Origin of the sequence: Pontibacter burrus (assembly GCF_010686685.1) — a bacterium.
In the GTDB taxonomy this organism is placed as follows: Bacteria; Bacteroidota; Bacteroidia; order Cytophagales; family Hymenobacteraceae; genus Pontibacter; species Pontibacter burrus.
Genome location: NZ_JAAGWD010000003.1, coordinates 391,326 through 416,972 on the forward strand (window position 1 = coordinate 391,326; position 25,647 = coordinate 416,972).

Sequence of the window (25,647 nt, forward strand, 5' to 3'; positions counted from 1 at the left end):
TTAGATAAGTATTAAAAGACCGGCATCTGCATCAGGTGCCGGTCTTTTTTATGTATAAACTATAGTTTTATAGATTGGCGGTAACTTATTTCAGGCAACAAACTATAGCAAGGCTATAAAAAAATAAAGCCGACCCATAGGGCCGGCTTTGCTATGTATATCAGTTAAGGATTACATATTTCTGCGGTACTGTCCGCCAACCTCAAATAAGGCATTTGTGATCTGGCCGAGCGAGCAGAACTTCACAGTTTCCATCATCTCTTCGAAGATATTACCGTTGTTGATAGCTACTTGCTGGATACGCTTCAGCATTTCAGCAGACTTATCCGCATTGCGCTGGTGTAGTGATTGTAACATCGAGATCTGGTATTGCTTTTCTTCTTCAGTCGCACGGATAACTTCCTGTGGAATAACAGTAGGAGAGCCCTGCGATGAAAGGAATGTATTTACACCAATGATCGGGTACTCGCCTGTATGTTTCAACGTCTCGTAGTATAGGCTTTCCTCCTGAATCTTACCACGCTGGTACATTGTCTCCATCGCACCCAGCACACCGCCACGCTCTGTTATTCTATCAAATTCTAACAACACTGCTTCTTCCACCAGGTCAGTCAGTTCTTCGATGATGAACGAGCCTTGCAGCGGGTTCTCATTCTTAGCAAGACCTAACTCACGGTTGATGATCAGCTGGATTGCCATGGCCCGACGAACAGATGCTTCAGTTGGCGTTGTGATAGCCTCGTCATAAGCATTTGTGTGCAACGAGTTACAGTTGTCGTAGATCGCGTAGAGCGCCTGCAGCGTCGTACGGATGTCGTTGAAGTCGATCTCCTGTGCGTGCAGCGAACGGCCAGACGTTTGGATATGGTACTTCAGCATCTGCGAACGGGCATCCGCGTTATATTTGTGCTTCATGGCTTTCGCCCAAATACGGCGCGCCACACGGCCAATTACGGCATACTCCGGATCAATACCGTTAGAGAAGAAGAAGCTCAGGTTAGGCGCGAATTTGTTGATGTCCATACCGCGGCTCACATAATACTCCACAAACGTAAAGCCATTTGCCAGCGTGAATGCTAATTGTGAAATCGGGTTAGCACCAGCTTCTGCTATATGGTAACCAGAAATGGACACAGAGTAGAAGTTACGCACATTCTTGTTGATGAAGTACGCCTGCACGTCACCCATTAAACGTAGCGAGAACTCAGTAGAGAAGATACAGGTGTTCTGTGCCTGGTCCTCTTTTAATATGTCGGCCTGCACTGTACCACGAACTGCAGCCAGCGTACGGGTCTTGATCGGTTCATATACTTCAGCCGGTAAAACCTGGTCACCAGTAACGCCTAATAGCATCAAACCTAAGCCATCATTACCTTTTGGCAATTCGCCCTGGTAGCGCGGACGCTCAACACCTTTTTCTTTATAAATAGCCTCGATCTTCTGGTTTACTTCCTCTTCCAGCCCGTTTTCTTTGATGTACAGTTCGCACTGTTGGTCGATAGCGGCGTTCATAAAGAAGCCAGTCAGGATAGCGGCTGGGCCGTTGATGGTCATGGAAACCGAGGTCATCGGATCAGCCAGGTTGAAGCCGGAATATAGTTTTTTCGCATCATCGAGGCAGCAAATGCTTACACCGGAGTTACCGATCTTACCATAGATATCCGGTCTGAAATCCGGGTCTTCGCCGTAAAGGGTTACTGAGTCAAAGGCTGTAGAAAGACGCTTGGCTGGCATGCCTAAGCTTACGTAATGGAAGCGACGGTTTGTACGCTCTGGTCCGCCTTCACCTGCAAACATACGGGTAGGGTCTTCGCCTTCGCGCTTGAACGGGAACACGCCTGCTGTGTAAGGGAATTCGCCTGGCACGTTCTCCTGCAGGTTCCACTTCAGTAAATCGCCCCATGCTTCATAGCGAGGAGTAGCAACCTTCGGAATCTGTAAATGAGAAAGTGACTCGGTATGCGTTTTTATCTTTAGTTCTTTGTCGCGAACCTTGAACACGTAGAACTCATTTTTGTAAGCCTGTACTTTGTCTTTCCAGTTCTCCAGGATCTTTTTGTTCTGGCCATCTAAACTTAAAGCAACTTCAGCATAAGCTTCTTCCAGTTGTTTAACCAACCTGTCTTTATCGGCAATTTCTATAGTTTGAATTGCTTCAATGGACTTCTTAATGCCATATAGTTTCTGCGCTACTTCCGCCTGGTCTTTGCTCCACTTGTCATAGTTACGGATAGTCTCCGAAATTTCAGAAAGATAACGCGTGCGGGCAGGAGGGATGATGTATACTTTCTCCGACATCTCCTGCGAAGTATGCAGGTTAGAGTTGAACTCTACTCCAGTCTTCTCCTGTATCTTAGCCATCACCGCGCGGTACAGGCGGTTCATGCCCGGATCATTGAACTGCGAAGCTATAGTTCCGAAAACCGGAATAGCATCATCATTCACATCCCATAGTTGGTGGTTGCGCTTGTATTGCTTCTTCACATCACGCAGGGCATCCAATGCGCCTCGCTTATCGAATTTGTTCAGGGCAATAACATCCGCAAAGTCGAGCATGTCGATCTTCTCGAGCTGCGTGGCGGCACCGTACTCCGGCGTCATCACATACAGGCTCATGTCAGAGTGCTCGATGATTTCCGTATCCGACTGACCAATACCGGATGTCTCCAGTATGATCAGGTCGAAGTCTGCAGCTTTTACGATGTCTACCGCATCCTGCACATATTTGCTCAGGGCCAGGTTGCTCTGGCGTGTTGCCAGCGAGCGCATGTAAACTCTGTCGTTAGAGATCGAGTTCATGCGGATTCTGTCACCCAGCAGGGCACCACCGGTTTTACGCTTCGATGGGTCTACGGAAATGATAGCAATTTTCTTGTCCGGGAAATCCATCAGGAAGCGGCGCACCAGTTCATCTACCAAAGACGATTTACCTGCACCACCTGTACCGGTTATACCCAGCACCGGAGTCTTTACTTCTTTGGCCTGCTCTTTTACTTCGTTCAGTATTGTTCTCGCTTCTTCCGGGAAGTTCTCGGCAGCAGAAATCAGGCGGGCAATGGCTTTCGGATCTTTATCTTTCAGGTGCTTTACTTCGCCGTTCAGGTTCTGGCCTGTCGGGAAGTCGCACTTCTGCAGCATGTCGTTGATCATACCCTGCAAGCCCAGTGCACGTCCGTCGTCCGGGGAGTAAATGCGGGCTATGCCGTATGTGTGCAGTTCCTCAATTTCAGTCGGAAGGATAACGCCACCACCACCACCGAAGATACGGATATGGCCGCAGCCGCGCTCGTTCAGCAGATCGTACATGTACTTAAAGTACTCGATGTGGCCGCCCTGGTAAGAGGTAATGGCAATTGCCTGCGCATCTTCCTGAATGGCACAATCCACAATCTCCTGCACCGAACGGTTATGGCCTAAGTGTATCACCTCTGCGCCCGATGCCTGGATAATACGACGCATGATGTTAATAGCAGCGTCGTGGCCGTCGAACAGAGAAGCCGCTGTCACGATACGTACGTGGTTGACAGGCTTATATGGTTCTACTGTAGTAATTGACATACTTTAGTAACAAGATTTATCAAATTTTAATGCGAAGATAGGATTAAGATTTATAAGATTAAAGGGCAGGCCGTATTTGAGCACAGGGATATTGGCTACTGTCTGCCTTCAGAACTTTGGAGTTGATAGGAGGGTGGCTTAAAACTATAGGTATTTTTGTTCTATAGTTTGCTGACGGATCTTTTGAGTAAGTCCGCTTAAACTATAGTTTGGGCCTGCAACTATAGTTTAAGCCGATTGATAATGCAGGTTGCAGAAGTTTTGACATCAAAATAAAATCTGATAATGAATCTATAGTTTATTATCAACCCAGGCCGGCCTCTTTGCCCACCGATACCAGGTCGGCTACGTTGGCGGTGCCCAGTTTTTTTTGAATGTTGCGGCGGTGCGTACTAACTGTGTTCGGGCTGATATAAAGTCGTGATGCGATCGCTTTTGTACTATGCCCCTTGCAAACCAGGTCAAGTACTTCAAGTTCTCTCTTCTGCAGGCTTCTGATCAGGAGTCTGTTCTTTTGCTTTAGGTTTTCGCGAAGGGCTTCTACCAGTTGCTCTTCTGTGTTCATGCGCGGACTCATGTCCACATCCACACAAAGCAGCTCTTTTACGTTCTCTTCATCATCCTGATTAAATACTTTTGCCCAGCCTATAAACCATTTATAGTTGGTTTCATGCTTATGCTTCGCCCTGAAAATGCCGCCATACTCAGCGCCATCAAAGCTTTTATAGTGTTGTATGCTATCAGTGGGGATGGAGTGGTCGTCCGGGTGCACAATCTTATACATGTATTCCAGTGCGCCCATCTGTAGTATCTCGTCTAAACTATAGCCCAGCGTCTCTTCGTTGGTTTTGTTACACCAGATAACGCCTTTTTCAAGATCAGAGATGTAAATGTTGGCTGGTACTTCGTGCACCACGCGTTCCAGAAAGGCGCACTTCTGCTGTAGTTCAAGCAGTTGATTCTCCAGCTCGGCAATTCTGTCGGCAGAGGCAGTTTGTTTTTCAGACATGGGTGAATTGAAGTGGTGTCGGGGTAATGCTTAAATATACAGATTTAATTGTATTTGCTAATGTAAGACTGAACTATAGCTGGTGTTAAAAAACAGAAAGTCTGCAAAACTATAACTTCTCCTGAAATCATTTTACCGCAGAAGCAGCAACAAATACACTTTCTTCTTAACTTTGTTAATTCGTATACATACTTATGAAGAACATCCGAAATTTCTGCATCATCGCCCACATCGACCACGGCAAGAGTACCCTGGCCGACCGCCTGCTTGAGTTTACCTCAACGGTGGCTGAGCGCGAAATGCAAAACCAGCTGCTAGACAACATGGACCTGGAGCGCGAGCGCGGCATTACCATTAAGAGCCACGCCATCCAGATGAACTATAACTATAAAGGTGAAGAGTACGTGCTCAACCTGATCGATACGCCAGGCCACGTAGACTTTTCCTATGAGGTATCACGTTCCATTGCCGCCTGCGAAGGCGCCCTTTTGATTGTGGACTCTTCGCAGGGAATTGAGGCGCAGACGATCTCTAACCTGTATTTAGCGATAGGCAACGACCTGGAAATCATTCCGGTACTTAACAAGATCGACCTTCCGCACGCGATGCCGGAAGAAGTTTCTGATCAGATCATCGAGCTTATTGGCTGCGATAAGGAAGACATTATTCATGCATCTGGTAAGGCAGGCATCGGTATAGAAAACATTCTGAATGCTATCTGTGAGCGCATTCCTGCTCCTAAAGGCGACCCGGCTGCACCACTGCAGGCCCTGATCTTCGACTCAGTATTCAACTCATACAGAGGGATTGAAGTTTACTTCCGTATTTTTAACGGTACCCTTAAAAAAGGAGAAAAGGTAAAGTTCATTAACACGGGCAAAACCTACGAAGCTGACGAAATCGGCGTTCTGAAACTGAACCAGGAGCCTCGGACTGAGATGGCTGCCGGTAATGTGGGCTACCTGATCTCCGGTATCAAGAACGCCAAGGAAGTAAAAGTAGGGGATACCATTACGCATGTTGATCGTCCGGCTGAAGGCATTCAGGGTTTTGAAGATGTGAAGCCGATGGTATTTGCCGGTATTTACCCGGTTGAAACGAGCGAATACGAAGAACTGCGTGCTTCTATGGAAAAGCTGCAGCTTAACGATGCTTCGCTGGTTTGGGAGCCTGAGACATCTGCGGCCCTTGGCTTTGGTTTCCGTTGCGGTTTCCTGGGCATGCTGCACATGGAGATTGTGCAGGAGCGCCTGGAGCGGGAATTTGACATGACGGTGATCACAACGGTGCCTTCTGTACAGTTCCATGCTTACACAACCAGAGATGAAATGATAAAGGTAAACGCACCTTCCGAGATGCCGGAACCTAATTATATCGACCACATCGAAGAGCCGTTCATTAAGGCACAGATCATCTCCAAGTCAGAGTATGTTGGCCCGATTATCACGCTTTGTATGGACAAGCGCGGTATTCTGAAGAACCAGACCTACCTGACCAGCGACCGAGTAGAGATGACCTTTGAAATGCCGCTGGCCGAGATCGTGTTCGACTTTTTTGATAAACTGAAAACCATTTCGCGCGGTTATGCTTCCCTGGACTATGAACTGATCGGTTTCCGCCCATCAACTATGGTGAAGCTGGATATTATGCTCAACGGCGAGAAAGTGGATGCGTTGAGCGCCATCGTGCACCGCGACAAAGCTTACGACTGGGGCAAGCGCCTTTGCGAGAAACTTCGCGAGCTGCTGCCACGCCAGATGTTCGAAATCGCGATTCAGGCAGCCATCGGACAGAAAATTATTGCCCGCGAAACTGTGAAAGCGATGCGTAAGAACGTACTGGCCAAATGCTACGGCGGTGACATCTCGCGTAAACGTAAGCTCCTTGAAAAGCAGAAAAAAGGTAAGAAACGCATGCGCCAGGTAGGCAACGTGGAAATTCCGCAAGAGGCCTTCTTAGCCGTGCTTAAACTCGACTAACGATACCAAGCCCCGATGTGCCCCTGTGCGTCGGGGCTTGTGGTTTATTAAACTTTAGTTTTGTATTCGGATATAACTATAAAAGCCAGGTGCCACGAGCCTTCAGAAGCAGAAGCTATTCTGCTGGAACAAGGCGCGCATTTTGTAGGGCTGGATGTACAGACGGATACGTATTATGAAACAGACTATGGTAAACTAAAGCACCGGCAGGGGAATATTGAAAATGTGCTGATCCACTATAACCGGAAGCTGGCAGGAGATGCAAAAGAAACTGAAGTACTTTTATATCTGAAAAACCCCAGCGCTGAAACTATAGCTCAGATCTGTGGCGGCCAGCAAGTGCTGATGCAGGTAAAGAAGTTGCGTAAGATCTTCTTTATTGATAACGTAAAGTTTCATATTGACCTGGTAGAGCCGCTTGGTTACTTTATAGAGATAGAAGCAATAGATCTGGAAGGGTCGATCGGGGCAGATATTCTTAGCCAGCAGTGCAACTACTATAAAAATCTATTGCAGATCGAAGACGACGACCTGGTTACAAGCTCTTATTCAGAATTGTTACAACATTCATAACACGTAATTCATCATTCATAATTCAAATAAACTATGATCCTGCTCGACGGTAAAAGAACATCGGAAGCGATACAACAGGAAATTGCTGCGGAAGTAGATGCTATAAGAGAGAACGGCGGAAAAGTGCCGCACCTGGCAGCTGTGCTGGTTGGAAACGACGGTGGTTCTGTAACCTATGTAACCAACAAAGTGCTGGCCTGCGAGCGCGTAGGTTTTGGCTCATCCCTCATCCGCTATAACGACGATGTAACCGAAGATGAACTACTGGCAAAAATTCAGGAACTGAACGAGAGCGAGGAGGTAGATGGCTTTATAGTGCAGTTGCCTTTGCCGCGCCACATTAATGCCCAGAAAGTACTCGAAGCTATAGATCCGCGAAAAGACGTAGATGGTTTTCACCCAATAAACGTGGGTCGAATGGTGGTTAATCTGCCATCTTACCTGCCTGCCACCCCTTATGGAATTCTGCAGCTACTAGAGCGCTACAACATAGAAACTGCTGGTAAACATTGCGTTGTGATCGGGCGCAGTAACATTGTGGGCACACCAATGAGCATCCTGATGGCGAAAGGTGGATACCCGGGCAACGCGACAGTTACCTTATGCCACCGCAACACGATTGACCTTGGTTACCACACCCGCCAGGCAGATATTATTATTGTAGCCGTTGGCCAGCCAGGTCTGCTTACAGCTGATATGGTAAAAGAAGGAGCTGTTGTAATAGACGTGGGAACTACGCGTGTGCCTGATGCAAGCCGTAAGTCTGGTTACCGTTTGCGCGGAGATGTGGATTTTGGTAATGTAGCTCCAAAATGCAGTTTTATCACGCCGGTTCCAGGTGGCGTAGGCCCTTTAACTATAGCTATGCTTCTGAAAAATACGCTCAAAGCAGCCAAAAGAGAAGTTTACGTTTAACTATAGCATATAAGCTTAAGTGCATCAAGCCCTGTTATGCTTTCATGACAGGGCTTGTTCTTTATTGTCTGAACCGTAGATTAAGAACAGGAGCCTTTAATTTGGTGGTGCTATAGTTTAACTTTCTCCCTAGGTGCGGGTTTTAACTCAACTAGGTTAAAATAATGTCTGAATCAGGATTTATAGGATTAAAGGATTTTCGGGATTGTACTATGCTATAGTTTGGGATATAGTTTTATGGTTGCTGTTAGTCATCCCCCTTCAAAGGGGGACTTCAACTACTGCTACAGTTCGAACTATAATTCTATAGTTACAGACTACGAGCAGGCAGGCGCAGCCTGCCACGGAACTAACCCCACGCAAAGGGCCAGCAACTATAGCTTCTCCAACTATATGAACTTCAACTATCGAAGGATCTCAGTCTTTGGGTTGAGCGCCTTTGACTTGTTGCGGTGGCGCAGCCAATCTGAGGAACGAGGGTAGCAAGAAGGCAGCAGCGCGATGCCCAAAGACGAGGCCCCGCGGCCGTGAGCGCACCAAAGCTAGAGATGAAACATATAGGTGAGTAAAGCTCTTAGGATAAGTGGGAACGATGAAAGGGTAGCTTGGTTCGAATAGCAACTATAGTTTGCCATAAGACAAATAAGATGTCTTTACTTACTCCTTTCATCATGATATTAACTATAACCTTACTCATCATCAACCAACTTACAGCATTTAACCTATAAAACGGAACAGAAGCGCTTGTAAACCATGTTGCAAAAATAGCTAACTTTGTAAGTTCTGTAGTAGCACAACCAACTGACAGAAAGAGAATAGAAAGAAACCTGTGTAGCAACAGGGCGAAGGGATATACATTGGAATCAACTAAGACATACAAAACAGCTTCTATACACCAGGTACCGAAAGATGGGAGCCGGTTACCACTAATGGAAGCATTTTATACGATACAGGGTGAAGGCGGGAATACCGGAACAGCAGCTTATTTTATAAGACTAGGCGGCTGCGATGTAGGCTGCCACTGGTGCGACGTGAAAGAGAGCTGGGACGCAGAGTTACACCCACTGACTCCGATTGAAGAAATTGTTGGACAAGCAGCAGTTTACCCGGGCAAAACGGTGGTAATTACAGGGGGCGAGCCGCTGCTTTACAACCTTAATCCTTTAACCAGCCAGTTGCAGGAACGAGGCATACGCACCATGATCGAAACATCAGGTGCTTACCCGTTGAGCGGCTACTGGGACTGGATCTGCCTGTCGCCTAAAAAGTTTAAAGCACCGGATACATCCGTGTACCCTTATGCAGATGAGTTAAAAGTTATTATCTTTAACAAGAGCGATTTTAAATGGGCAGAAGAGCATGCTGCTAAGGTAGGACCCAAAACCAGCCTTTATTTGCAGCCGGAGTGGAGTAAAGCCAACCAATTAATGCCGCTTATAGTAGAATACGTGAAATCAAATCCGCAGTGGCGTGTGTCGTTACAGACGCACAAGTACATGGACATCCCATAAAATAGCTATGCTTAAACGCTTGCTCGTATTTTTGCTGGTAATTATAGTTTCTGCATCAGCCTACGGGCAGCAAAAGCTTACTACCAATTCAAAAAAAGCTGAAAATCTATACTATAAAGCCGATCAGTATGCCCGCGCTCGCGACTTCGGCAAAGCACTGGAGTTACTGCGCGAAGCTGTAGAGAAAGATCCCGGCTTTGCAGAGGCTTACCTGAAGGCTTCGAATCTGAACAAGATGATGGGCAATAAGCCGGCTGCGTTCGAGCAACTACAGCAGGGCCTTAAGCTGATGTCTTACAATCCGGCATACGGCAACTATTATTTCGACCTGGCTGAGCACTATTTTGAGCGGGGAGATTACCAGGCAGCAAAAACAAACTACGATGCATTTCTGAAGGCAAAACCTAAAAATGCGAATCAGTTTGCCTATGCTAATCAGCAAGTAAAAACCGCCGAATACGCTACAGAAGCGATGAAGAAGCCGGTTAAATTCACTTCTGTGCAGCTGCCTTCCAATATCAATAAATATCCTTTACAGTATTTCCCGTCTACGACAGCCGATCAGCGCTACCTTATCTTTACCGCAAGAGCTGGTTCCCGCCCGGAGCATGACGAGAATATTCTTATTAGTGAGAAAAAAGCAGGGGTGTGGCAGGCGCCGGTTTCTATTTCTGAAAACATCAATACTTCGGCTAACGAAGGCGCAGCAACCATTTCAGGTGATGGCAAAACGCTGGTTTTTACTTCCTGCAGCCGTCCTGACAGTTTCGGTGATTGCGATCTTTATATTTCTTACCGCACAGGAAACGAATGGAGCGCGCCACGCAACATGGGGCCACCAGTAAATTCCAAATCTTGGGATTCACAGCCAAGTCTTTCTGCCGATGGTCGCACATTGTATTTCAGTTCGAACAGGGGTGGAGGCGTTGGCCGAGAAGATATCTGGGTTACAAACCGAAACGAAGATGGCAGCTGGCAAACCCCGCGTAACCTGGGCGAACCTATAAACTCGAAAGGGCGCGACCTTGCCCCATTTATTCATGTAAGTGGCTCTACCTTATATTTTGCGAGCGACGGCCACCTGGGCATGGGCGGACTGGATGTTTTTAAAGCCGATCTTAGCGGAAAGGGGCAATGGCAACAGCCCCAGAACCTGGGTTACCCGTTAAATACATACGCAGACGAAAGCTCTATTTACATTACTCCGGATAACCAGATCGGGTATTACGCCCGCAGCATGATGACCGAATCCGGAGCTTCTACAGTACAGCTTTTTTCGTTGGATGTGCCGGAAGTATGGCATGCCAAAGAGAAAAGCACCTATGCCCAGGGTCGCGTATTCCATGCCGAAACTAAAAAGCCACTGGCCGCCACCGTTCAGCTTTACGATGTTGCCAACGACTCGCTGGTGCAACAGGTGCAGTCAGATAAAGTTAGCGGAGAATATACGGTTGTACTTACTGAAGGCAAGCAATACGCCTTGTACGTACATGCCCCACAATTCCTGATGAACAGCCTCAGCTTCGACTATACCTCCCGTAAAAACCTGACACCTGTAGCGCTTGATGTGTACCTGCAGCCTATTAAATCTGGTTCTGCAGTCGTGCTCAACAACCTGTTTTTCCCAAGTGGGAAGTATGAACTGGAACCCAAATCAGTAACGGAATTAAACAGGCTGATAAACTTTATGCGTCAGAACAAAGATGTTAAAATAGAGATTACCGGCCATACCGATGATGTGGGATCTGATGCTGCCAACCAGGTACTTTCGGAGCGGAGGGCCAAGTCTGTAGTAGATTATCTGGTTGCAAAAGGAATTGCCAGTAACCGTATCCGCTATAAAGGCTTCGGCGAAACCAAACCTGTTAAACCAAACACATCTGAAGAAAATCGTCAGCTTAACAGAAGAATTGAAATGCAGGTGTTGTAAGGTGGGAGTAAAGTGAAACTATAGTTTTGACTCAGTTTCTGAATTAAGAGGTTATCGTTCTATAGTTTCTTTCATGTCATGTCGAGCGTTAGCCGAGACATCTTAATTGTCTTATAGTTGACTATAGTTACAACTGGACGCAAGCAGGCTGTGCTATAGTTACTGTTTATCCTAGGAGCTCTACTGGCCTACCGTTTCATTTCTTGCTTTGGTGCGCTCACGGCCGCGGGGCCCCGTCTTCGGGCATCGCGCTGCTGCCTTCTTGCTCTCCTCCTGCGTCGGATTGGCTGCGCCATCGCAACAAGTCAAAGGCGCTCAACCCAAAGACTGTGATATCTCGATAGCTACAACTATAGTTTAATAATTGGCTATAGTGCTGTCGCCTTTTCGTAGTGATAGTTCCGTGGGGCAGGCTGCGCCTACCTGTTCGTGATCCATAACTATAGAACTATGGCTGATGAGTTAGCAGAAGCATAAAGTCCCCCTCTGAAGGTGAGAGGGGATGACTAATGCTAACTATAGAACTATAAGCTTATCTATAGCATAAGCTTAAAGCTCCCCTCCTTGAACAAGGAGGGGCAGGGGTGGTTGGACCACAGCAAACTATAAAACAATAGCCCTAACTATAGGAACAGATAAAAACTCCCTCTCCTGTTTTAGGAGAGGGCTGGGGTGAGGTAAATAAAAAAGGCTGATCTTTTCAGACCAGCCTTTCATGCTATAGTTAAACGCTGATTAACGCTTTTCGATCGGAACGTAGTTACGCTCTGTAGAACCTACATAAACCTGGCGCGGACGACCAATTGGCTCTTTCTGCTCGCGCATTTCTTTCCACTGTGCGATCCAGCCTGGCAGACGGCCGAGAGCAAACATTACAGTGAACATATCAGTAGGGATACCAAGTGCACGGTAAATGATACCTGAGTAGAAGTCTACGTTCGGGTACAGTTTACGGTCCACGAAGTAAGAGTCTGTCAAGGCAGCTTCTTCCAGCTCTTTCGCGATGTCCAAGATCGGGTCGTTAATGCCTAGTGCAGTTAATACTTCGTCGGCAGCTTTCTTGATGATTTTAGCGCGTGGATCGAAGTTCTTGTAAACACGGTGACCGAAGCCCATCAGGCGGAACGGATCGTTCTTGTCTTTCGCCTTTTCGATGAATTTTTTAGAATCGCCGCCATCCGCTTTTATTTCTTCCAGCATCTCGATTACAGCTTGGTTGGCGCCACCATGTAGCGGACCCCACAGCGCCGAAATACCTGCAGACACAGAAGAGTAAAGGCTTGCGTTAGCTGAACCTACCAGACGTACAGTAGATGTAGAACAGTTCTGCTCATGGTCAGCGTGCAGGATCAGCAGCTTGTTCAGCGCATCTACAACTACCGGGTTCATTTCGTACTCTTCGGTAGGGTAGGCGAACATCATGTGCAGGAAGTTCGAGCAGTAATCCAGCTTGTTTTTAGGGTAGTTAACCGGATGACCAATAGAGTTTTTGTATGACCAGGCCGCTATAGTTGGCATTTTCGCCATCAAACGGATGATAGATAGGTTAAGCTCATCGGTGCTCTGGTTCGGGTTAAGCGACTCAGGGTAAAAAGCAGTAAGGGAGCTAACCAGTGCAGACAAAATGCCCATTGGGTGAGCGGCAGATGGGAAACCATCTAAAATCTTGCGCATATCCTCGTTTACAAGGGTATGCATTTTTATAGAATTGCTGAAATCAGCCAGTTCCTGCGTTGTAGGAAGCGCGCCATAGATCAGCAGGTAGGCAACTTCTATAAAGCTTGACTGTTCGGCCAGTTGCTCGATAGGATAGCCTCTGTAGCTCAGGATACCTTTTTCACCATCAAGGAAAGTGATGGCGCTGCTTGTCGCACCGGTGTTTTTATAACCAGAATCAAGCGTTATATAACCGCTCTCAGCGCGCAGGTTGTTGATATCGATTGCTTTCTCATCTTCGGTACCTACTACGATGGGCATCTTATAGGATTTACCCTCTAAAATAATTTCAGCGAAATCTGACATTGGTTCGATTAATTTATGTCTGTTGTAGTGTCTCGTTTGTTGAAGGCGAAATTATACAAAATATGATTTAAAATGAAATTTGCCTGTTGTAATATCTAAAATTTACAATGTAATAACATCCGGCACTTCGGACGTCTTACCTATTAACGGTGTTCTTCAAAAAAGTTTTATAATCTGATAGGATTATTGTACTTGTGCAGGTCCTGAGAACCGCACCGAAGCTACGGAATTAAACACCATAAAGCTAACAGCCACACGTGCCGTTTGTTTCTGTTTCAGCCGGATTAGAACGACTAGACTTCCTGTTCGATTTATTGTTAAAAAGGTAACTATAGTTAAACAACGGTAATGATGCAGTGTCAGTTATACCAGTTGTGTTTAACTTTAATTTCAATAAAAAAGCCACCTGTTTTAAAGGTGGCTTTGTAAGATCATTCAAAACTATAGTTACCAGGTTGGCGGGCGCTCATCCTCTTCATCGTCATCGGCGGAGCTGCTGAAACCATCGCGTGGATTGTAGGGAGTGCCCTTACCTTCCAGGTGATTCTGCATATCAAAGTGCAGCTTAATGGCATCCAGCTTAATAAATTCATGCCATAGTTGCTGGTCGTCTTCCGACAACTGGTTGATGAGGTCGCTGAGCTGCATGCTTTTGCCCTGCTGCACCATTTCTTTAATAACAGGATCTGAGTCAACAAGCACCTGTATCCTTACCCGGAAGTACGAGTTCAGCTCCCGGTATCTTTCTTCGTCCCACTCGTTCAGGTTTGGTTCTTCCATAGTTTGGTATACTCTGCCGCCCGCGCTTCAGTTCAGGAATTGATGCTGGCTATAGTTTGTAAAAGTCTTTTACGCGTTAAAATGATACAGGAAAGTAATGATGCCTGTGTAAGCCGGCTTCTTGCTGTCTTTTATCTCCAGAGTTACTTCTATGCGGGTTTTGGCAATGCCGCGCAGGTCTTTTATCGACAATAGTTTTGCACGTAGGCGCACGTCGCTGTTTACGGTTACAGCTTGGTTAAATCGTAGGCTTTCGATTTCGTAGTTTACCTGCATTTTCAGGTTTCGGATGTCGATGATCTGCGACCACAGGTAAGGTAGCAACGAAACGGTTAAGTAGCCGTGTGCAATGGTAGCCCCGAATGGTGTCTCGGTTTTGGCACGTTCTGCATCCAGGTGTATCCACTGATGATCGAGGGTGGCATCTGCAAATTTGGTGATCTGCTCTTGTGTAATGGTGTGCCACTCTGAAATGCCCATTTCCTGACCTTCGTACTGCGTCAGTTCCTGTAAGCTGCTGATGATTAGTTTACTCATGATATTTGTTGTGTTGTTGTGTCGTGCTAATAGTCGGCTGGGGTGCCGATACGTTAGAATGCATCTGTAAATATAGTGCGAATTTTATAGTTACCTAATGCCCGCTTGCATCTCTCTGGCTATAGTTAAACTATAACCAGCGTAAGCTACATTACTAAAACATTTCGGGAAACGGGCTGTAGAGTTAACTATAATTACCTTTTTAAAGGAGAGCTATTATGAACTATAACCAACTCGGAAATTCAGGTTTGCGCATAAGCGAAGTCAGCTTTGGGTGCATGTCGCTGACAAGTAGTGAACAGAAAACAGCTATTGACCTGCTGTATAAGGCCCTGGACCGGGGAATCAATTTTTTTGACACTGCTGATTTGTATGAAAAAGGTGAGAACGAGGTAATGGTTGGCAAAGCTTTTAAGGGGATGCGCGATAAAGTAATTATTGCGACCAAAGTTGGTAACCAGTGGCGCCCAGATGGCAGCGGCTGGGGCTGGAACCCAACCAAATCCTACATACTGCAGGCAGTAGAGGAGAGCCTGCGCCGCCTGCAAACCGACTACATCGACCTGTACCAGCTACATGGCGGAACGATAGAAGACCCGATTGACGAAACGATAGAAGCTTTTGAACTACTGAAACAGCAGGGTAAGATCAGGGCATACGGCATCTCATCTATCCGCCCGAATGTGATACGAGAATATGTGAACCGCGCTGCTATAGTTAGCGTGATGATGCAATACAGCCTGCTGGACCGTAGACCGGAAGAAACCGTTCTGGACCTGCTACACGAGCACAACATAAGTGTACTGGCCCGCGGTAGTCTGGCGCAAGGCTTATTAGCCGGAAAACCAGCCAAACCTTACCTGAACTATAGTTTAGAGGAAGTTGATAAAGCCGCAGCAGCAGTGCAGGCAGTAGCAGGAGCCAACCGAAAACCAGCTGAGGTAGCTGTCAGGTTCGCGTTACATCATCCGGCTGTAAGTTCTGCTGTACTGGGCATTAGAACAGAGGAGCAGCTACAGGATGCGTTGCTGGCTGCCAGTACTGCGCCGTTGCCCAATAGTGAAGTCGAACACCTGAAGGCTGTTTTACCGGCAAATAAGTATGAGCAGCACCGGTAGGCGCAGGGCTATAGATTGTAATTACATAAACTATAAAAACAGAAGCCGCAGACCAGATGATCTGCGGCTTGTTTATGCTCACGGAACAGTATGTATTTAATCGTAGCTGTTCTTTTTCTTTTCGAGTTTAGCTGCCTGTTTTTCTTTCGCAGTTTTAGCAGGCTTTTTCTTCGCTTCTTTCTTTGCGTCTTGTGACTTTGCCATAACAGTTATGTTTATAGTTTATTTAAAGATACATACTATAAACCTAAGTTCCTGTTTTATTTTAGAACATCGTTATTTTAAGGGTTAGAGCACTTACGAATAATGTACTTCCAGTTCATCATCTGCCAAACCAATCGCAATGCCATGCTTGAGAATTTTATAGTTGGGATGATCCCTGTTTTGCAGGTCCTTTTCAATTTCGTTAATGGTAAGCCCTTCTGTATCGCCGCTGAAAAATCGAATCCATAACCCTTTATCGGCTACATATTCTTCCTCCTCCGTGTCATAATCCGACATGATCTGCATCTCAATTTCCCTAAGCTTTACAATCAGTTCTTCGTTGTCGATAATTCCATCCAGGTAAGCGCTGAAGGTTTGTCTTACAGTAAGGGTATAGCGGTCTTGTTTTGTCATGGGGTTGATGTGATGGATTAGCCTTTAAAAATTTGATCACGGTGCCATGCTAAATTAGCAACGGCTGGGTAATGTTTTGCTCCAAATGGTAAACTTAATGGTCTGCCTTTCAGATGCTGGAGTGCATAGTTATTAGAAATATCTTCTGCTATAGTATCAGAAACCAGTACTTTCAGATTAACATCAACGGTAATCAAGCCCCTGTCGAAAGCGCGATGCAAATTAGGGCAGAGTGCTAAACCATTCGTGATTTTATCATCTTTACTTAGGCTGAACGGAACAATATGACAAGCATCAATCATTGAAAAACCGTGACTGGAGACTAACCGCATTCCGGAAATACTGCATGTATGATTATAGACCTGAGGCACGAGCTTTTTGAATAATCCACTTCTAATGTATTGTTCTTCCTCATCTGTTTCTGTTGGATCTATCCTGTATTCAACGGTTGATTCGTTCAGCAGATAGCTCTGAAGATTCTGGATATAGCAACCTTGCTTTACTTTTAAGTATTCAGTTTTAGTGTCTGAAAAGTAATGATCGAGTAAAGCCGTTTTTAAAATGTTCCGACTCTCTTTGTTTATAAGTAATAGATAAAGATCGTCGGTGAAATAAGCATAATCAACAACTTCATCTAATGTGTTTATGCTTTTGATGTGCAGGTTTAAAGTAGCACCGCTTTTAGTTTTTACGGCCCAAAATCCTTCTCCTGATAAATGATAAAATGGAAGTGAGAATTCAGATTTGTGCGCTGTTCTTGCAAGAAGAGAGAAAGTTTCTTTAAACAAACCAACTAACTCGGGAGTAATATAGATTCTATTTTCACTAAACTCTCCTTTTTCAAAACGGTCAATTAATGTTAACAATAGGACTGGCTTATGCGGGGCTTTGCCATACTTCGTAACTCCTTGACGCAGTTTAATAAACTTTTTCAGGTATAGTTTGAGTGTAGTAGAAATGTCGGCCATTATGATGTTATGATTTCAAACTAAGGTAGTAATTCTTAGACAGCAAACTTGTAGTCAGTTTAAAATTACTCCCTCCACCAGGCTTTTACCGGTGCATTCTTACCTATAACTATAGATTCCCCAATTCTTGGCGTAGCCATGGGCACGTTCAGCCGTTTTGCCTCCGCGGAGGCGCGTTCTATCGGGTCGGTCCAGGAGTGCATGGCTAGCGAGAAGGCTCCCCAGTGAATGGGCATAAGCAATTTACCTTTCAGGTCGAGGTGGGCTTGCACGGTTTGCTCGGGCATCATGTGGATGCTGGACCATAGTTCGTTGTACTGGCCGCACTCTACCAGTGTCAGGTCGAAGGGGCCGTACTTGTTGCCGATCTCTTTAAACCCATCAAAATAACCGGAGTCGCCGCTGAAAAAGATTCTGTCATCATTGCCAACTATAACCCACGATGCCCATTGTGTTTTCATGCGGTCGGAAAGGCCACGGCCGGAAAAGTGGCGCGATGGGGTGGCGGCAAAAGTGAGTCCTTTATAGTTTGTTTCCTGCCACCAGTCCAGTTCTGTTATTTTGGTGGCGGGTATGCCCCAGCGCTCCAGGTGTGCGCCCACGCCCAGGGCAACAAAAAAGTGACCGGTCTTCTTGTTCAGCTTCTGAATAGAGCTATAGTCCAGGTGGTCGTAGTGGTCGTGCGAGATGAGTACGGCATCTATCGTTGGCAATTCGTCCACGGTAATCGGCAGGGCAGCAAAGCGTTCAGGGCCAATAAAACTGAAAGGCGAAGCCATGTCGCTTAGCATCGGGTCCAGCAGCAGGCGCTTTCCGTCTATCTCCACTATAAAAGACGAATGACCCAGCCAGGTAACTATAGTTGCGGTATCCTGGGGCATCTGCAAACGGGTCGGGTTTATTGCTTTCACCGGGATCGGGCGGTCCGGAAGCTGGTCTGCTGTTTCACCGAAAAGCCGTGTGTGGAGCAGTTTCATGTAGCCGCTAAAGCCAATGTCCATGTTGGTCTCCACAGGGTTCTGGAACTGTCCGTCGCGGTAATTAGGCGATTGCTGTATTTTTTGCAGGCGGGCACCTTCCGCTTCGGCACCAAACTGCGGCGAGAGGTTTAAAATGGAACATCCAGCCACGGTTGCCAGCAATATTAAAAACAGGCAGGCAGCCAGTACAACTTTAAGGGTTTTCTTCATCAGGTATGTAGTGTTCGGGTTTGCCAGAAGGCAACAGCTATAGTTGGATTTTGGTTATAGATAAAACTATAGTTTATGCTAATTTAAACTGCTGATGCCACAGCCCATGTTTGCAGCAAATTCGGTTTCGGAGCCCGTGCCGGTTAGTTCCAGTGCTTTTAAAGATAAAGAAGCGCAGGCATAGGCATCAGAAGCAGCGCGGTGATGCAGAAAATCGATGCGGTGCATGCTACAGAGCGTTTTCAGGTCGTAAGCGCGCAGGCCTTTCCAGATGCTTTTAGAGAACTTGAGGCTGCAGGCGTAATGGGCATCCGGCAACGGAATGTTATAGGTAGCCATGGTTTTGCGCAGTACACTCATATCAAAACTGGCATTGTGGGCAATCAGCAGCTGGCCTTCCAGGTAAGGCTTCAGCACCGGCCACAACTCCCTGAAATCCGGCTGATCTTTCACATCTGCGGGCAAAATGCCATGCACTCCAATATTAAACGGATTAAAATGTGGGTAATACAGAGGTTTGATCAGCCATGAGCGCGTTTCAACTATAGCATTGTTGCTTACCACGGTCAGGCCAATTTCGCAGGGGCTGTCGCGCTGCGGGGTGGCGGTTTCAAAATCAAGGGCTACAAAATCCATGGCTAAAGATACTTGTTTAAGCCGATAACATCACTCGCCCTGTAGGTCGGGCTATAGTTTCTTGCGAGTAGTTATAGTTTATGAATGGTTAGGTTACAGGTAGTTATCATCTGTGAGGACTAAAAACGCGTATAGGAAATAAATTCACCTTTTAAGAGAACAGCGTTATGATCATTTTTTGGACGTTTGTGATAGGAGCAGTGCTGGGTTATCTGATCGGCCATTATGTGCGACCCAATATGCGCCTGCGCCAGAGCCTCGAGAAAGCAAAGCAGCTGGCTGGAACAATGCTACAGGAAGGCCACAAGGGCGTATATAAAACGATAGTTACGGATAATAACCAGACCTCAGAACTTATAGTTGAAGTAAAGGAGCTGGCCGTAACCAAGGGCGGGCAGGTGAAAGTAGAATACATCAGTGCCAACTATAAAAACCCGGATTTCAGGACCCGGAAAGGAGAGGCTTTGCTGCAGGAAGTGCGCGACCTGCTGGGCGATTACCTGCCTCTGGAAGACATAGAATGGTACGAAACAACCGAACAGCACGAAAGAATAAAACGTAACCTGCACACCGCAGATACCCTGCATAAACAACATTTCGGAGAATAACACCATGGAAAACACCAACCTGACCAAAGCCGAAAACAACACCCAGCTGGAGCAGAAAGCCCGTGAACTATCCAACACGATAGATCCTGCCAAACCCGAAACACTCACCAACTTTGGTGTGGAAACACAACGTAAACTCGGCTATTATTCCAACGAGCTGCTCACCAAAGTGAAAGCCAAAGATGCCGGCGATGCGGGCGAAGCCATCAACGAACTGCTCACCCAGATCAACATGATCAAGATTGACGAGGAAGAGAAACCCGGCTTTTTTGCCCGACTTCCTTTCGCCAAAAAAATAAAAGACCGCACCAAGCGCCTGGCCATACAATACAACAACATATCGGATAACGTGGATGATGTGGTGGTGAAGCTGGAGAAAACCCGCCAGAGTGTGCTGAAAGACTCTACCAGCCTGGAGGTGATGTTTAACCAGGCCGTGGAATATATACACGAAGTGCGCGCTGTGATTGCTGCCGGTAAAATGAAGATTGCCGAACTGGAGAACGAGCAGATTCCGAAACTACAGGCTGAGGTGGAAGCCAGTAATCAGGACGAACTGCTTGTGCAGCGCCTCAGCGACCTGGTGGCTTTTAAAGACCGGCTCGAGAAGAAAGTTCACGATCTCACGCTCTCTCATACTATAGCCACACAGTCGATGCCGCAGATACGGATGATACAGACTACAAACGATGTGCTGGCTCAGAAAATCCAGAACTCCATCGTTACCGTAATCCCGGTTTGGCGGCAACAGGTAGCCATTGCGCTTGGCCTGGAAAAACAGCGGAAAGCACTTGAGATACAGAAAAAAGTAACGGATACTACCAACGAAATGCTCCGTAAGAATTCTGAGCTGCTTAAGGGCAATGTGATAAATGCTGCCCAGGAAAACGAGCGCGGCATTGTGGATGTCGAAACCCTTAAAAAAGTGAACCGTGATATGGTGGAAACACTGGATGCGGTACTGAAAATATCGGAAGAAGGGGCCAAGAAAAGACAGGAAGCTGTAAAAGAACTGGCCGCCGTACAGGAAGAACTCAACACCAAAATCATTAACTCCTTCAGCAAATCCAAACAGATCGAGACCTGATAATGCCCGACGATAAAAAGCACCACCAAAACAACATCCTGACGCAGGAGCAGGAAGCCATTCTTGATTTGTATGTAAAACGGCTGGACGAGATCTATAACGAATTGAAAGCTGCCGAAAAAGTGCAGGTCGAGATCGAAACACAGCATCTGAAAAAGATTCTCACGAAATGAGCGGTTTCTGGCGTTCCCTTTTCGGGAGTAAAAAAGCGGGCAGTAACAGGAAAGTAGTAGGGCTACCAGGCAATATACCTGTAAACGAACTGCCCTATATTCAGGAATCTAACCGGCGACTGCAGGCGCTGAAGCTGCTGGGTACGCAGTATAAAAACACGCCACACCTCCGGCAGATAGAGCAGGTGTATCACAAAACAAGGCGCATCCATACGTACCTGGTCGAAAGAGGCAGGGGGCATGAGTTAGAGCTTTTCCACCTGCAGCACACCGACCATTTCCTGAACACTTTTACCGTGATCATGAATGTGCATCAGCTGCACCACGACGTACAGCAGGAGCCAGTGGTTGCAGAAGCAAGAAGAACTATAGCCAACCCGTTTAAACGCGATAATAAGAACGGACACAACCATCGTGCACTTAACCGTATAGTAAGCCAGCAGGTGTTTGAAGACACAAAGCAATCTATCTCAAGCGTACCGAAACTTGGATTACCAGAGATCGCCCTGAATACTTACTCGCGTATTGTGTACCTGAAAGTGGAAACGCCGGATGTACAACGAACCCATGAAATAGGCTATACTTCGGATCAGGAAGAGAAAGATGCTTTTATAAAATACGTCTCAGAAAAGCTGGGTATTCATCACATCAGCTACATTGGAAATACCATGGTTTTGTTTCCCGGTCATAGCCACAACATGGCTGAACTGGTGCCGGTCATCCACTGGAACGGCAGCCTTTACGTGGTCTGCCTGGAAGAAGCGCGCCTGTACCCAGTTCGCATGTTCCGGAACCGAAATTAGCTTAAGCTATAGTTTAAATAAAAACGCCTGACCGGTTTATGATCAGGCGTTTGGTTTATTTGCCAATACAGAACTTGGTAAAGATATTGTCTAACAGATCGTCAGTGGTGATCTCTCCGGTAATCTCGCCCAAACTATAGAGTGCTCTACGGATATCGGCTGCTACCAGGTCGCCGCTCATGCCTAATGCCAGACCGTTCAGCACATCATCCAGTGCGGAGTAAGTTTTATTCAGGCTGTCTACGTGGCGCAGGTTGGTAACTATAGTTTGCTGCTGGGTATTCAGTTTGCCGAGGTTCACTTTCTCTATCAGTGCTTCTTTCAGGGCCTCCATGTTAGCACCCTCTGCAGCCGAAATCTTAACTAATCCCTCCAGTGTATCAAAAGCAGCAAGCGTTTCGGCAGATGCTTCGTCTATTTTATTCGCTACAGGAAGGAGAGGCAGGTTTTTCGGATTCAGCTCTGCAATTTCCTGTAATACCTCTTGAGGTGTGGTGGATGTAATATCGAAAAGGTAAATAATCAGCGACGACTGATTCAGTTTCTGCATGGTACGCTCCACACCAATGGCTTCCACCTTATCGGTCGTTTCACGAAGGCCGGCAGTATCTATAAAGCGGAACGTAACACCACCCAGGCTGATCTCATCTTCGATAAAGTCGCGCGTAGTACCCGGCACATCCGATACAATGGCTTTTTCCTCGTTCAGCAGCTCATTAAGCAGCGTAGACTTACCAGCGTTTGGTTTTCCAACTATAACCGTCGGTACACCATTCTTGATCACGTTACCCAGTTCAAACGATTTAAGCAGTTCGCGGATGATGCGCTGTATGTTCAGGATCAGGTTGCGTAGCTGGTCGCGGTCAGCAAACTCCACGTCTTCTTCGCCAAAGTCCAGTTCCAGTTCAATCATGGAGGCAAAATGCACCAGTTCAGCGCGCAGTCGTTTAATCTCCTGCGAAAAACCGCCACGCATCTGTTTCATCGCCACCTCATGCGACAGAGCCGAGTCTGAAGCGATCAGGTCAGCCACTGCTTCGGCCTGCGCCAGGTCAAACTGCCCGTTTAGGAAAGCGCGCTTTGTAAACTCACCGGCATTGGCTAAACGTGCACCTTGCTTCAGGAGTAGCTTCACAATTTGCTGCACAATGTAATCAGACCCGTGGCACGAGATCTCTACCACATTCTCTTTTGTGTAGGAGTGAGGCGCTTTAAACAGCGACACCAGCACTTCGTCTACAATTTTATCTTCGTCGCGGATAGTACCGAAATGTATGGTATGTGATGTCTGCTGTTCGAGATTCTTGCCTTTAAACACACGCTGCGTTATCGTTACAGCATCGGGCCCGGACAGGCGAATAACAGCAATAGCTCCGGCTCCGGAAGCGGTAGCTACTGCTACAATGGTATCGTTAGTAAGTATATGCGGATTCAAATCAGTTCTTTTTATCAGAATGCAAATTTACAAAGTTATTCTGATGTAGTGGTTTTAGTTGAGTTATAGTTAACTATAAGTTGGGAAAACCTCCGAGCGTGCTTGCACCTCGGAGCGTTTAATGTTATAGTTCTCTACCGTCATGTCGAGCGAAGTCGAGACATCTTATATGACCTATAGCTACCTTTAGTTGCTACTTGCCACAAGCAGTTCATGCTATAGTTACCCTTCATCCTGGGAGCTCTAATAGCCTATAGTTGTCATAGTTACTTTGGTGCGCTCACGGCCGCGAGGCCTCGTCTTTGGGCATCGCACTGCTGCCTTCTTGCTATCCTCCTGCGTCGGATTGCCTGCGGCACCGCAACAAGTCAAAGGCGCTCAACCCAAAGACTGAAATCCTTCGATAGCTATAGTTCCTATAGTTTGAATAGCTATAGTTCTGTGGCTTTCTCGTGGTCATTTTTCCGTAGGGACAGGTCGCGACCTGTCCGAATCATAGGCTGTAACTATAGAACGATAGCTTTTGATTTGGCTATAGCAGAAAAAGTCTCCTTTTGAGGGGGCGAAGGGGTATGACAAACCTAAACTATAGAACTATCGCTTAGCTACAGTAATAACAGAAAGTGTCCCCTTGAGGGGACTACAGGGGTGTTGATGTAGTGACTTTAGAACTATAGATCAAATCCAGTAAATCCTGATTCAGGCAACTAAACATAGCTACTTCCTTTTCTCATACTCCGCCCAACTCATGGTTTTGTGGTGGTTCTCGCCGAAGTAGCGGATGATTTTGGTGAAGTTCTTTTTATCGAGGTAGCCCGGAACAGGGGAGAGCATATTCATTTTCTCGTCCAGGTAAACAGTGGTGGGGTAGCTCATCTGGCCGTTAAGTAAGGCAATGGCCAGTTCATGCACTTTATACTCCGGCTTATAGGTAAAAGTGTGGCCGCCTACGGTGATAGGTTCTTTACCCTCAGCATTTAGCTTTACTGCGTAAAAGTTTTTATTCACGTAGGCTGCTATCTCCGGATCAGAAAAGGTGTCTTTGTCCATCTTTTTGCACCAGCCGCACCAGTCTGTATACACGTCGATAAAAATTTTGCGGGGTTCTTTCTTTGTTTTGGCTTCAGCCTCTGCAAGCGTCATCCATTTTATAGTTTCGCCTTTGGCGGGCTTATCCTGCGTTTTACCAGAGTTATCAGCCATCTTAAAAGCTGAAACGCCGATCAGCAATGCCAAAAGTGCAAAAAGCGTATATGTGTTTCTTTTCATGTTGGGGTTGGTTTTCTCTATCACAAAGTTTGGGCCGGAAATGTTTCAGAACCTGCTATGCTGGAATAACTTTACGCCGCTTAAAAAATTGTCCGTGCGTTGGCGAAAACAGGAAGGCCAGTAAAAATGCGAGGCCTGTTATAGTTGCCATGGCACCTGCAATAGAGCCATCGAGCCAGAAAGCCAGGTAATACCCAACTATAGACGTTACAATTCCGATCAGTACAGACAACACCAGCATCTTTTTAAAATTATCGGTAAGCAGGTAAGCTGTGGCCGGCGGGCCAACCAGAAATGCTACTACCAGAATAGCACCTACCGACTCAAACGAAGCAACTGTAGTCAGGGATACGGCCGTCATGAGCAGGTAATACCAAACCGATGTGGAAATGCCAATTGCCGCAGCATAAGCCGGATCGAAAGCCGTTAAAAACAGCTCCTTGTAGCCTAAAACGATAACGGCAATGATCAGTAAGGTAACAAAACCTAAGGTCCAGATCGTGCGCGGGCCATAGCTCAGGTTGTTATCGGTAATCCAGAGATCCAATGGCACGTAGGCAATTTCGCCGTAAAGCACGCAATCCTGGTCCAGGTCTACCTGGCCTGCAAAAACGGAGATCAGAATAATGCCGATCGCAAAAAGCCAGGTAAACGTAATGCCAATAGAAGCATCGGCCTGTACACGTGCATAGCGGTGAAAAAACTCGATCAGGAAGGTGGTGATCACGCCCAGCAAACCAGCACCAATGATCATAGGTAACGAATCGCGGGAGCCAGTGAACAAAAAGGCAATAACAATACCTGGCAACACGGCATGCGAAATGGCATCGCCCACCATGGCCATGCGACGGAGTATCAGGTAACAACCCAGCAAACTACAGCAGGTTGCCACCAATGAGCCGGTTAATATGATCCAGAAAGCGTTCAA

22 protein-coding genes are annotated in these 25,647 nt (G+C 46.6%); 10 read left to right on the forward strand and 12 right to left on the reverse strand.

All coding sequences use genetic code 11. From position 1 onward, the window contains the following. Nucleotides 1–171: 171 nt before the first annotated feature. Together GXP69_RS09070 and GXP69_RS09075 are read right to left on the reverse strand one after the other, a co-directional pair. A complete protein-coding gene (locus GXP69_RS09070; RefSeq protein ID WP_163914582.1) occupies nt 172–3,558 on the reverse strand; it encodes a methylmalonyl-CoA mutase family protein in 3,387 nt (1,128 codons plus the stop codon). Nucleotides 3,559–3,862: 304 nt separating this feature from the next. Then, a complete protein-coding gene (locus GXP69_RS09075) occupies nt 3,863–4,567 on the reverse strand; it encodes a LuxR C-terminal-related transcriptional regulator (RefSeq protein ID WP_163914584.1) in 705 nt (234 codons plus the stop codon). A gap of 194 nt (nt 4,568–4,761) precedes the next feature. On the opposite strand from GXP69_RS09075, the gene lepA reads away from it, so the two are divergent. From lepA to GXP69_RS09100, 5 genes are all read left to right on the forward strand, one after another. Beyond that, nucleotides 4,762–6,546 (forward strand): translation elongation factor 4, encoded by a 1,785-nt coding sequence (gene lepA, locus GXP69_RS09080; RefSeq protein WP_163914586.1) that lies wholly within the window; start codon nt 4,762–4,764, stop codon nt 6,544–6,546. A gap of 60 nt (nt 6,547–6,606) precedes the next feature. Continuing rightward, the gene (locus GXP69_RS09085) at nt 6,607–7,119 is read left to right on the forward strand and encodes a class IV adenylate cyclase (RefSeq protein WP_163914588.1); all 513 of its coding nucleotides are present in this window, start codon (nt 6,607–6,609) and stop codon (nt 7,117–7,119) included. 33 nt (nt 7,120–7,152) lie between these two features. Further along, nucleotides 7,153–8,034: a bifunctional 5,10-methylenetetrahydrofolate dehydrogenase/5,10-methenyltetrahydrofolate cyclohydrolase gene (locus tag GXP69_RS09090; RefSeq protein WP_163914590.1), complete on the forward strand. Its 882-nt coding sequence runs from the start codon at nt 7,153–7,155 to the stop codon at nt 8,032–8,034. 857 nt (nt 8,035–8,891) lie between these two features. Further along, on the forward strand, nt 8,892–9,545 hold the full coding sequence (locus GXP69_RS09095; protein WP_163914592.1) for a 7-carboxy-7-deazaguanine synthase QueE: 654 nt from the start codon (nt 8,892–8,894) through the stop codon (nt 9,543–9,545). A gap of 7 nt (nt 9,546–9,552) precedes the next feature. Then, a complete protein-coding gene (locus tag GXP69_RS09100; RefSeq protein ID WP_163914594.1) occupies nt 9,553–11,475 on the forward strand; it encodes an OmpA family protein in 1,923 nt (640 codons plus the stop codon). 735 nt (nt 11,476–12,210) lie between these two features. Here GXP69_RS09100 and GXP69_RS09105 read toward each other — a convergent pair. From GXP69_RS09105 to GXP69_RS09115, 3 genes are all read right to left on the reverse strand, one after another. After that, nucleotides 12,211–13,497 (reverse strand): citrate synthase, encoded by a 1,287-nt coding sequence (locus tag GXP69_RS09105; RefSeq protein ID WP_163914596.1) that lies wholly within the window; start codon nt 13,495–13,497, stop codon nt 12,211–12,213. Between the two features lie 447 nt (nt 13,498–13,944). Beyond that, nucleotides 13,945–14,277, reverse strand: a complete 333-nt coding sequence (locus tag GXP69_RS09110; protein WP_163914598.1) for a hypothetical protein — start codon at nt 14,275–14,277, stop codon at nt 13,945–13,947. Nucleotides 14,278–14,346: 69 nt separating this feature from the next. Beyond that, nucleotides 14,347–14,814, reverse strand: coding sequence for a MaoC family dehydratase (locus GXP69_RS09115; RefSeq protein ID WP_163914600.1), 468 nt, complete (start codon nt 14,812–14,814; stop codon nt 14,347–14,349). A gap of 218 nt (nt 14,815–15,032) precedes the next feature. Between GXP69_RS09115 and GXP69_RS09120 the strand changes: the two genes are divergently transcribed. Continuing rightward, nucleotides 15,033–15,932 (forward strand): aldo/keto reductase, encoded by a 900-nt coding sequence (locus tag GXP69_RS09120; protein WP_163914602.1) that lies wholly within the window; start codon nt 15,033–15,035, stop codon nt 15,930–15,932. Between the two features lie 297 nt (nt 15,933–16,229). On the opposite strand, the gene GXP69_RS09125 is transcribed toward GXP69_RS09120, so the two are convergent. The 4 genes from GXP69_RS09125 to GXP69_RS09140 form a co-directional block, all read right to left on the reverse strand. Beyond that, nucleotides 16,230–16,550 (reverse strand): hypothetical protein, encoded by a 321-nt coding sequence (locus tag GXP69_RS09125; protein WP_163914604.1) that lies wholly within the window; start codon nt 16,548–16,550, stop codon nt 16,230–16,232. A gap of 17 nt (nt 16,551–16,567) precedes the next feature. Beyond that, on the reverse strand, nt 16,568–17,518 hold the full coding sequence (locus GXP69_RS09130) for an HNH endonuclease (protein WP_163914605.1): 951 nt from the start codon (nt 17,516–17,518) through the stop codon (nt 16,568–16,570). Between the two features lie 65 nt (nt 17,519–17,583). Beyond that, on the reverse strand, nt 17,584–18,708 hold the full coding sequence (locus tag GXP69_RS09135) for an MBL fold metallo-hydrolase (RefSeq protein ID WP_163914607.1): 1,125 nt from the start codon (nt 18,706–18,708) through the stop codon (nt 17,584–17,586). Between the two features lie 78 nt (nt 18,709–18,786). After that, the gene (locus GXP69_RS09140; protein ID WP_163914609.1) at nt 18,787–19,344 is read right to left on the reverse strand and encodes a 3'-5' exonuclease; all 558 of its coding nucleotides are present in this window, start codon (nt 19,342–19,344) and stop codon (nt 18,787–18,789) included. A 167-nt stretch (nt 19,345–19,511) separates the two neighbouring features. Here GXP69_RS09140 and GXP69_RS09145 point away from each other — a divergent pair, with 167 nt between their 5' ends. The 4 genes from GXP69_RS09145 to GXP69_RS09155 are packed head-to-tail and all read left to right on the forward strand — an operon-like array spanning nt 19,512 to nt 22,015. Further along, nucleotides 19,512–19,952 (forward strand): hypothetical protein, encoded by a 441-nt coding sequence (locus GXP69_RS09145; protein WP_204281967.1) that lies wholly within the window; start codon nt 19,512–19,514, stop codon nt 19,950–19,952. A gap of 4 nt (nt 19,953–19,956) precedes the next feature. Next, nucleotides 19,957–21,039 carry a toxic anion resistance protein gene (locus GXP69_RS09150; protein ID WP_163914611.1) on the forward strand — a complete coding sequence of 361 codons (1,083 nt, stop codon included), beginning with the start codon at nt 19,957–19,959 and terminating at the stop codon, nt 21,037–21,039. Between the two features lie 2 nt (nt 21,040–21,041). Then, nucleotides 21,042–21,212: a hypothetical protein gene (locus GXP69_RS18950; protein WP_204281968.1), complete on the forward strand. Its 171-nt coding sequence runs from the start codon at nt 21,042–21,044 to the stop codon at nt 21,210–21,212. After that, entirely contained in the window at nt 21,209–22,015 is an 807-nt protein-coding gene (locus GXP69_RS09155; protein WP_163914613.1) for a hypothetical protein, read from the forward strand. The genes GXP69_RS18950 and GXP69_RS09155 overlap by 4 nt, the downstream gene beginning before the upstream one ends. A gap of 55 nt (nt 22,016–22,070) precedes the next feature. On the opposite strand, the gene mnmE is transcribed toward GXP69_RS09155, so the two are convergent. The 3 genes from mnmE to GXP69_RS09170 all read right to left on the reverse strand — a co-directional run bounded on the left by mnmE (nt 22,071) and on the right by GXP69_RS09170 (nt 25,647). Next, nucleotides 22,071–23,450 (reverse strand): tRNA uridine-5-carboxymethylaminomethyl(34) synthesis GTPase MnmE, encoded by a 1,380-nt coding sequence (gene mnmE, locus GXP69_RS09160; RefSeq protein WP_163914615.1) that lies wholly within the window; start codon nt 23,448–23,450, stop codon nt 22,071–22,073. Nucleotides 23,451–24,167: 717 nt separating this feature from the next. Beyond that, nucleotides 24,168–24,719 (reverse strand): thioredoxin family protein, encoded by a 552-nt coding sequence (locus GXP69_RS09165; protein ID WP_163914617.1) that lies wholly within the window; start codon nt 24,717–24,719, stop codon nt 24,168–24,170. 55 nt (nt 24,720–24,774) lie between these two features. Then, nucleotides 24,775–25,647: a metal ABC transporter permease gene (locus GXP69_RS09170; protein WP_163914619.1), complete on the reverse strand. Its 873-nt coding sequence runs from the start codon at nt 25,645–25,647 to the stop codon at nt 24,775–24,777.

Excerpts from the sequence above, each read along its gene's own strand:
- GXP69_RS09070 (WP_163914582.1), bottom strand. The coding sequence starts at position 3,558 with ATGTCAATTACTACAGTAGAACCATATAAGCCTGTCAACCACGTACGT.
- GXP69_RS09075 (WP_163914584.1), bottom strand. The coding sequence starts at position 4,567 with ATGTCTGAAAAACAAACTGCCTCTGCCGACAGAATTGCCGAGCTGGAG.
- lepA (WP_163914586.1), top strand. The coding sequence starts at position 4,762 with ATGAAGAACATCCGAAATTTCTGCATCATCGCCCACATCGACCACGGC.
- GXP69_RS09090 (WP_163914590.1), top strand. The coding sequence starts at position 7,153 with ATGATCCTGCTCGACGGTAAAAGAACATCGGAAGCGATACAACAGGAA.
- GXP69_RS09100 (WP_163914594.1), top strand. The coding sequence starts at position 9,553 with ATGCTTAAACGCTTGCTCGTATTTTTGCTGGTAATTATAGTTTCTGCA.
- GXP69_RS09105 (WP_163914596.1), bottom strand. The coding sequence starts at position 13,497 with ATGTCAGATTTCGCTGAAATTATTTTAGAGGGTAAATCCTATAAGATG.
- GXP69_RS09110 (WP_163914598.1), bottom strand. The coding sequence starts at position 14,277 with ATGGAAGAACCAAACCTGAACGAGTGGGACGAAGAAAGATACCGGGAG.
- GXP69_RS09115 (WP_163914600.1), bottom strand. The coding sequence starts at position 14,814 with ATGAGTAAACTAATCATCAGCAGCTTACAGGAACTGACGCAGTACGAA.
- GXP69_RS09120 (WP_163914602.1), top strand. The coding sequence starts at position 15,033 with ATGAACTATAACCAACTCGGAAATTCAGGTTTGCGCATAAGCGAAGTC.
- GXP69_RS09125 (WP_163914604.1), bottom strand. The coding sequence starts at position 16,550 with ATGACAAAACAAGACCGCTATACCCTTACTGTAAGACAAACCTTCAGC.
- GXP69_RS09130 (WP_163914605.1), bottom strand. The coding sequence starts at position 17,518 with ATGGCCGACATTTCTACTACACTCAAACTATACCTGAAAAAGTTTATT.
- GXP69_RS09135 (WP_163914607.1), bottom strand. The coding sequence starts at position 18,708 with ATGAAGAAAACCCTTAAAGTTGTACTGGCTGCCTGCCTGTTTTTAATA.
- GXP69_RS09140 (WP_163914609.1), bottom strand. The coding sequence starts at position 19,344 with ATGGATTTTGTAGCCCTTGATTTTGAAACCGCCACCCCGCAGCGCGAC.
- GXP69_RS09145 (WP_204281967.1), top strand. The coding sequence starts at position 19,512 with ATGATCATTTTTTGGACGTTTGTGATAGGAGCAGTGCTGGGTTATCTG.
- GXP69_RS09150 (WP_163914611.1), top strand. The coding sequence starts at position 19,957 with ATGGAAAACACCAACCTGACCAAAGCCGAAAACAACACCCAGCTGGAG.
- GXP69_RS18950 (WP_204281968.1), top strand. The coding sequence starts at position 21,042 with ATGCCCGACGATAAAAAGCACCACCAAAACAACATCCTGACGCAGGAG.
- GXP69_RS09155 (WP_163914613.1), top strand. The coding sequence starts at position 21,209 with ATGAGCGGTTTCTGGCGTTCCCTTTTCGGGAGTAAAAAAGCGGGCAGT.
- GXP69_RS09165 (WP_163914617.1), bottom strand. The coding sequence starts at position 24,719 with ATGAAAAGAAACACATATACGCTTTTTGCACTTTTGGCATTGCTGATC.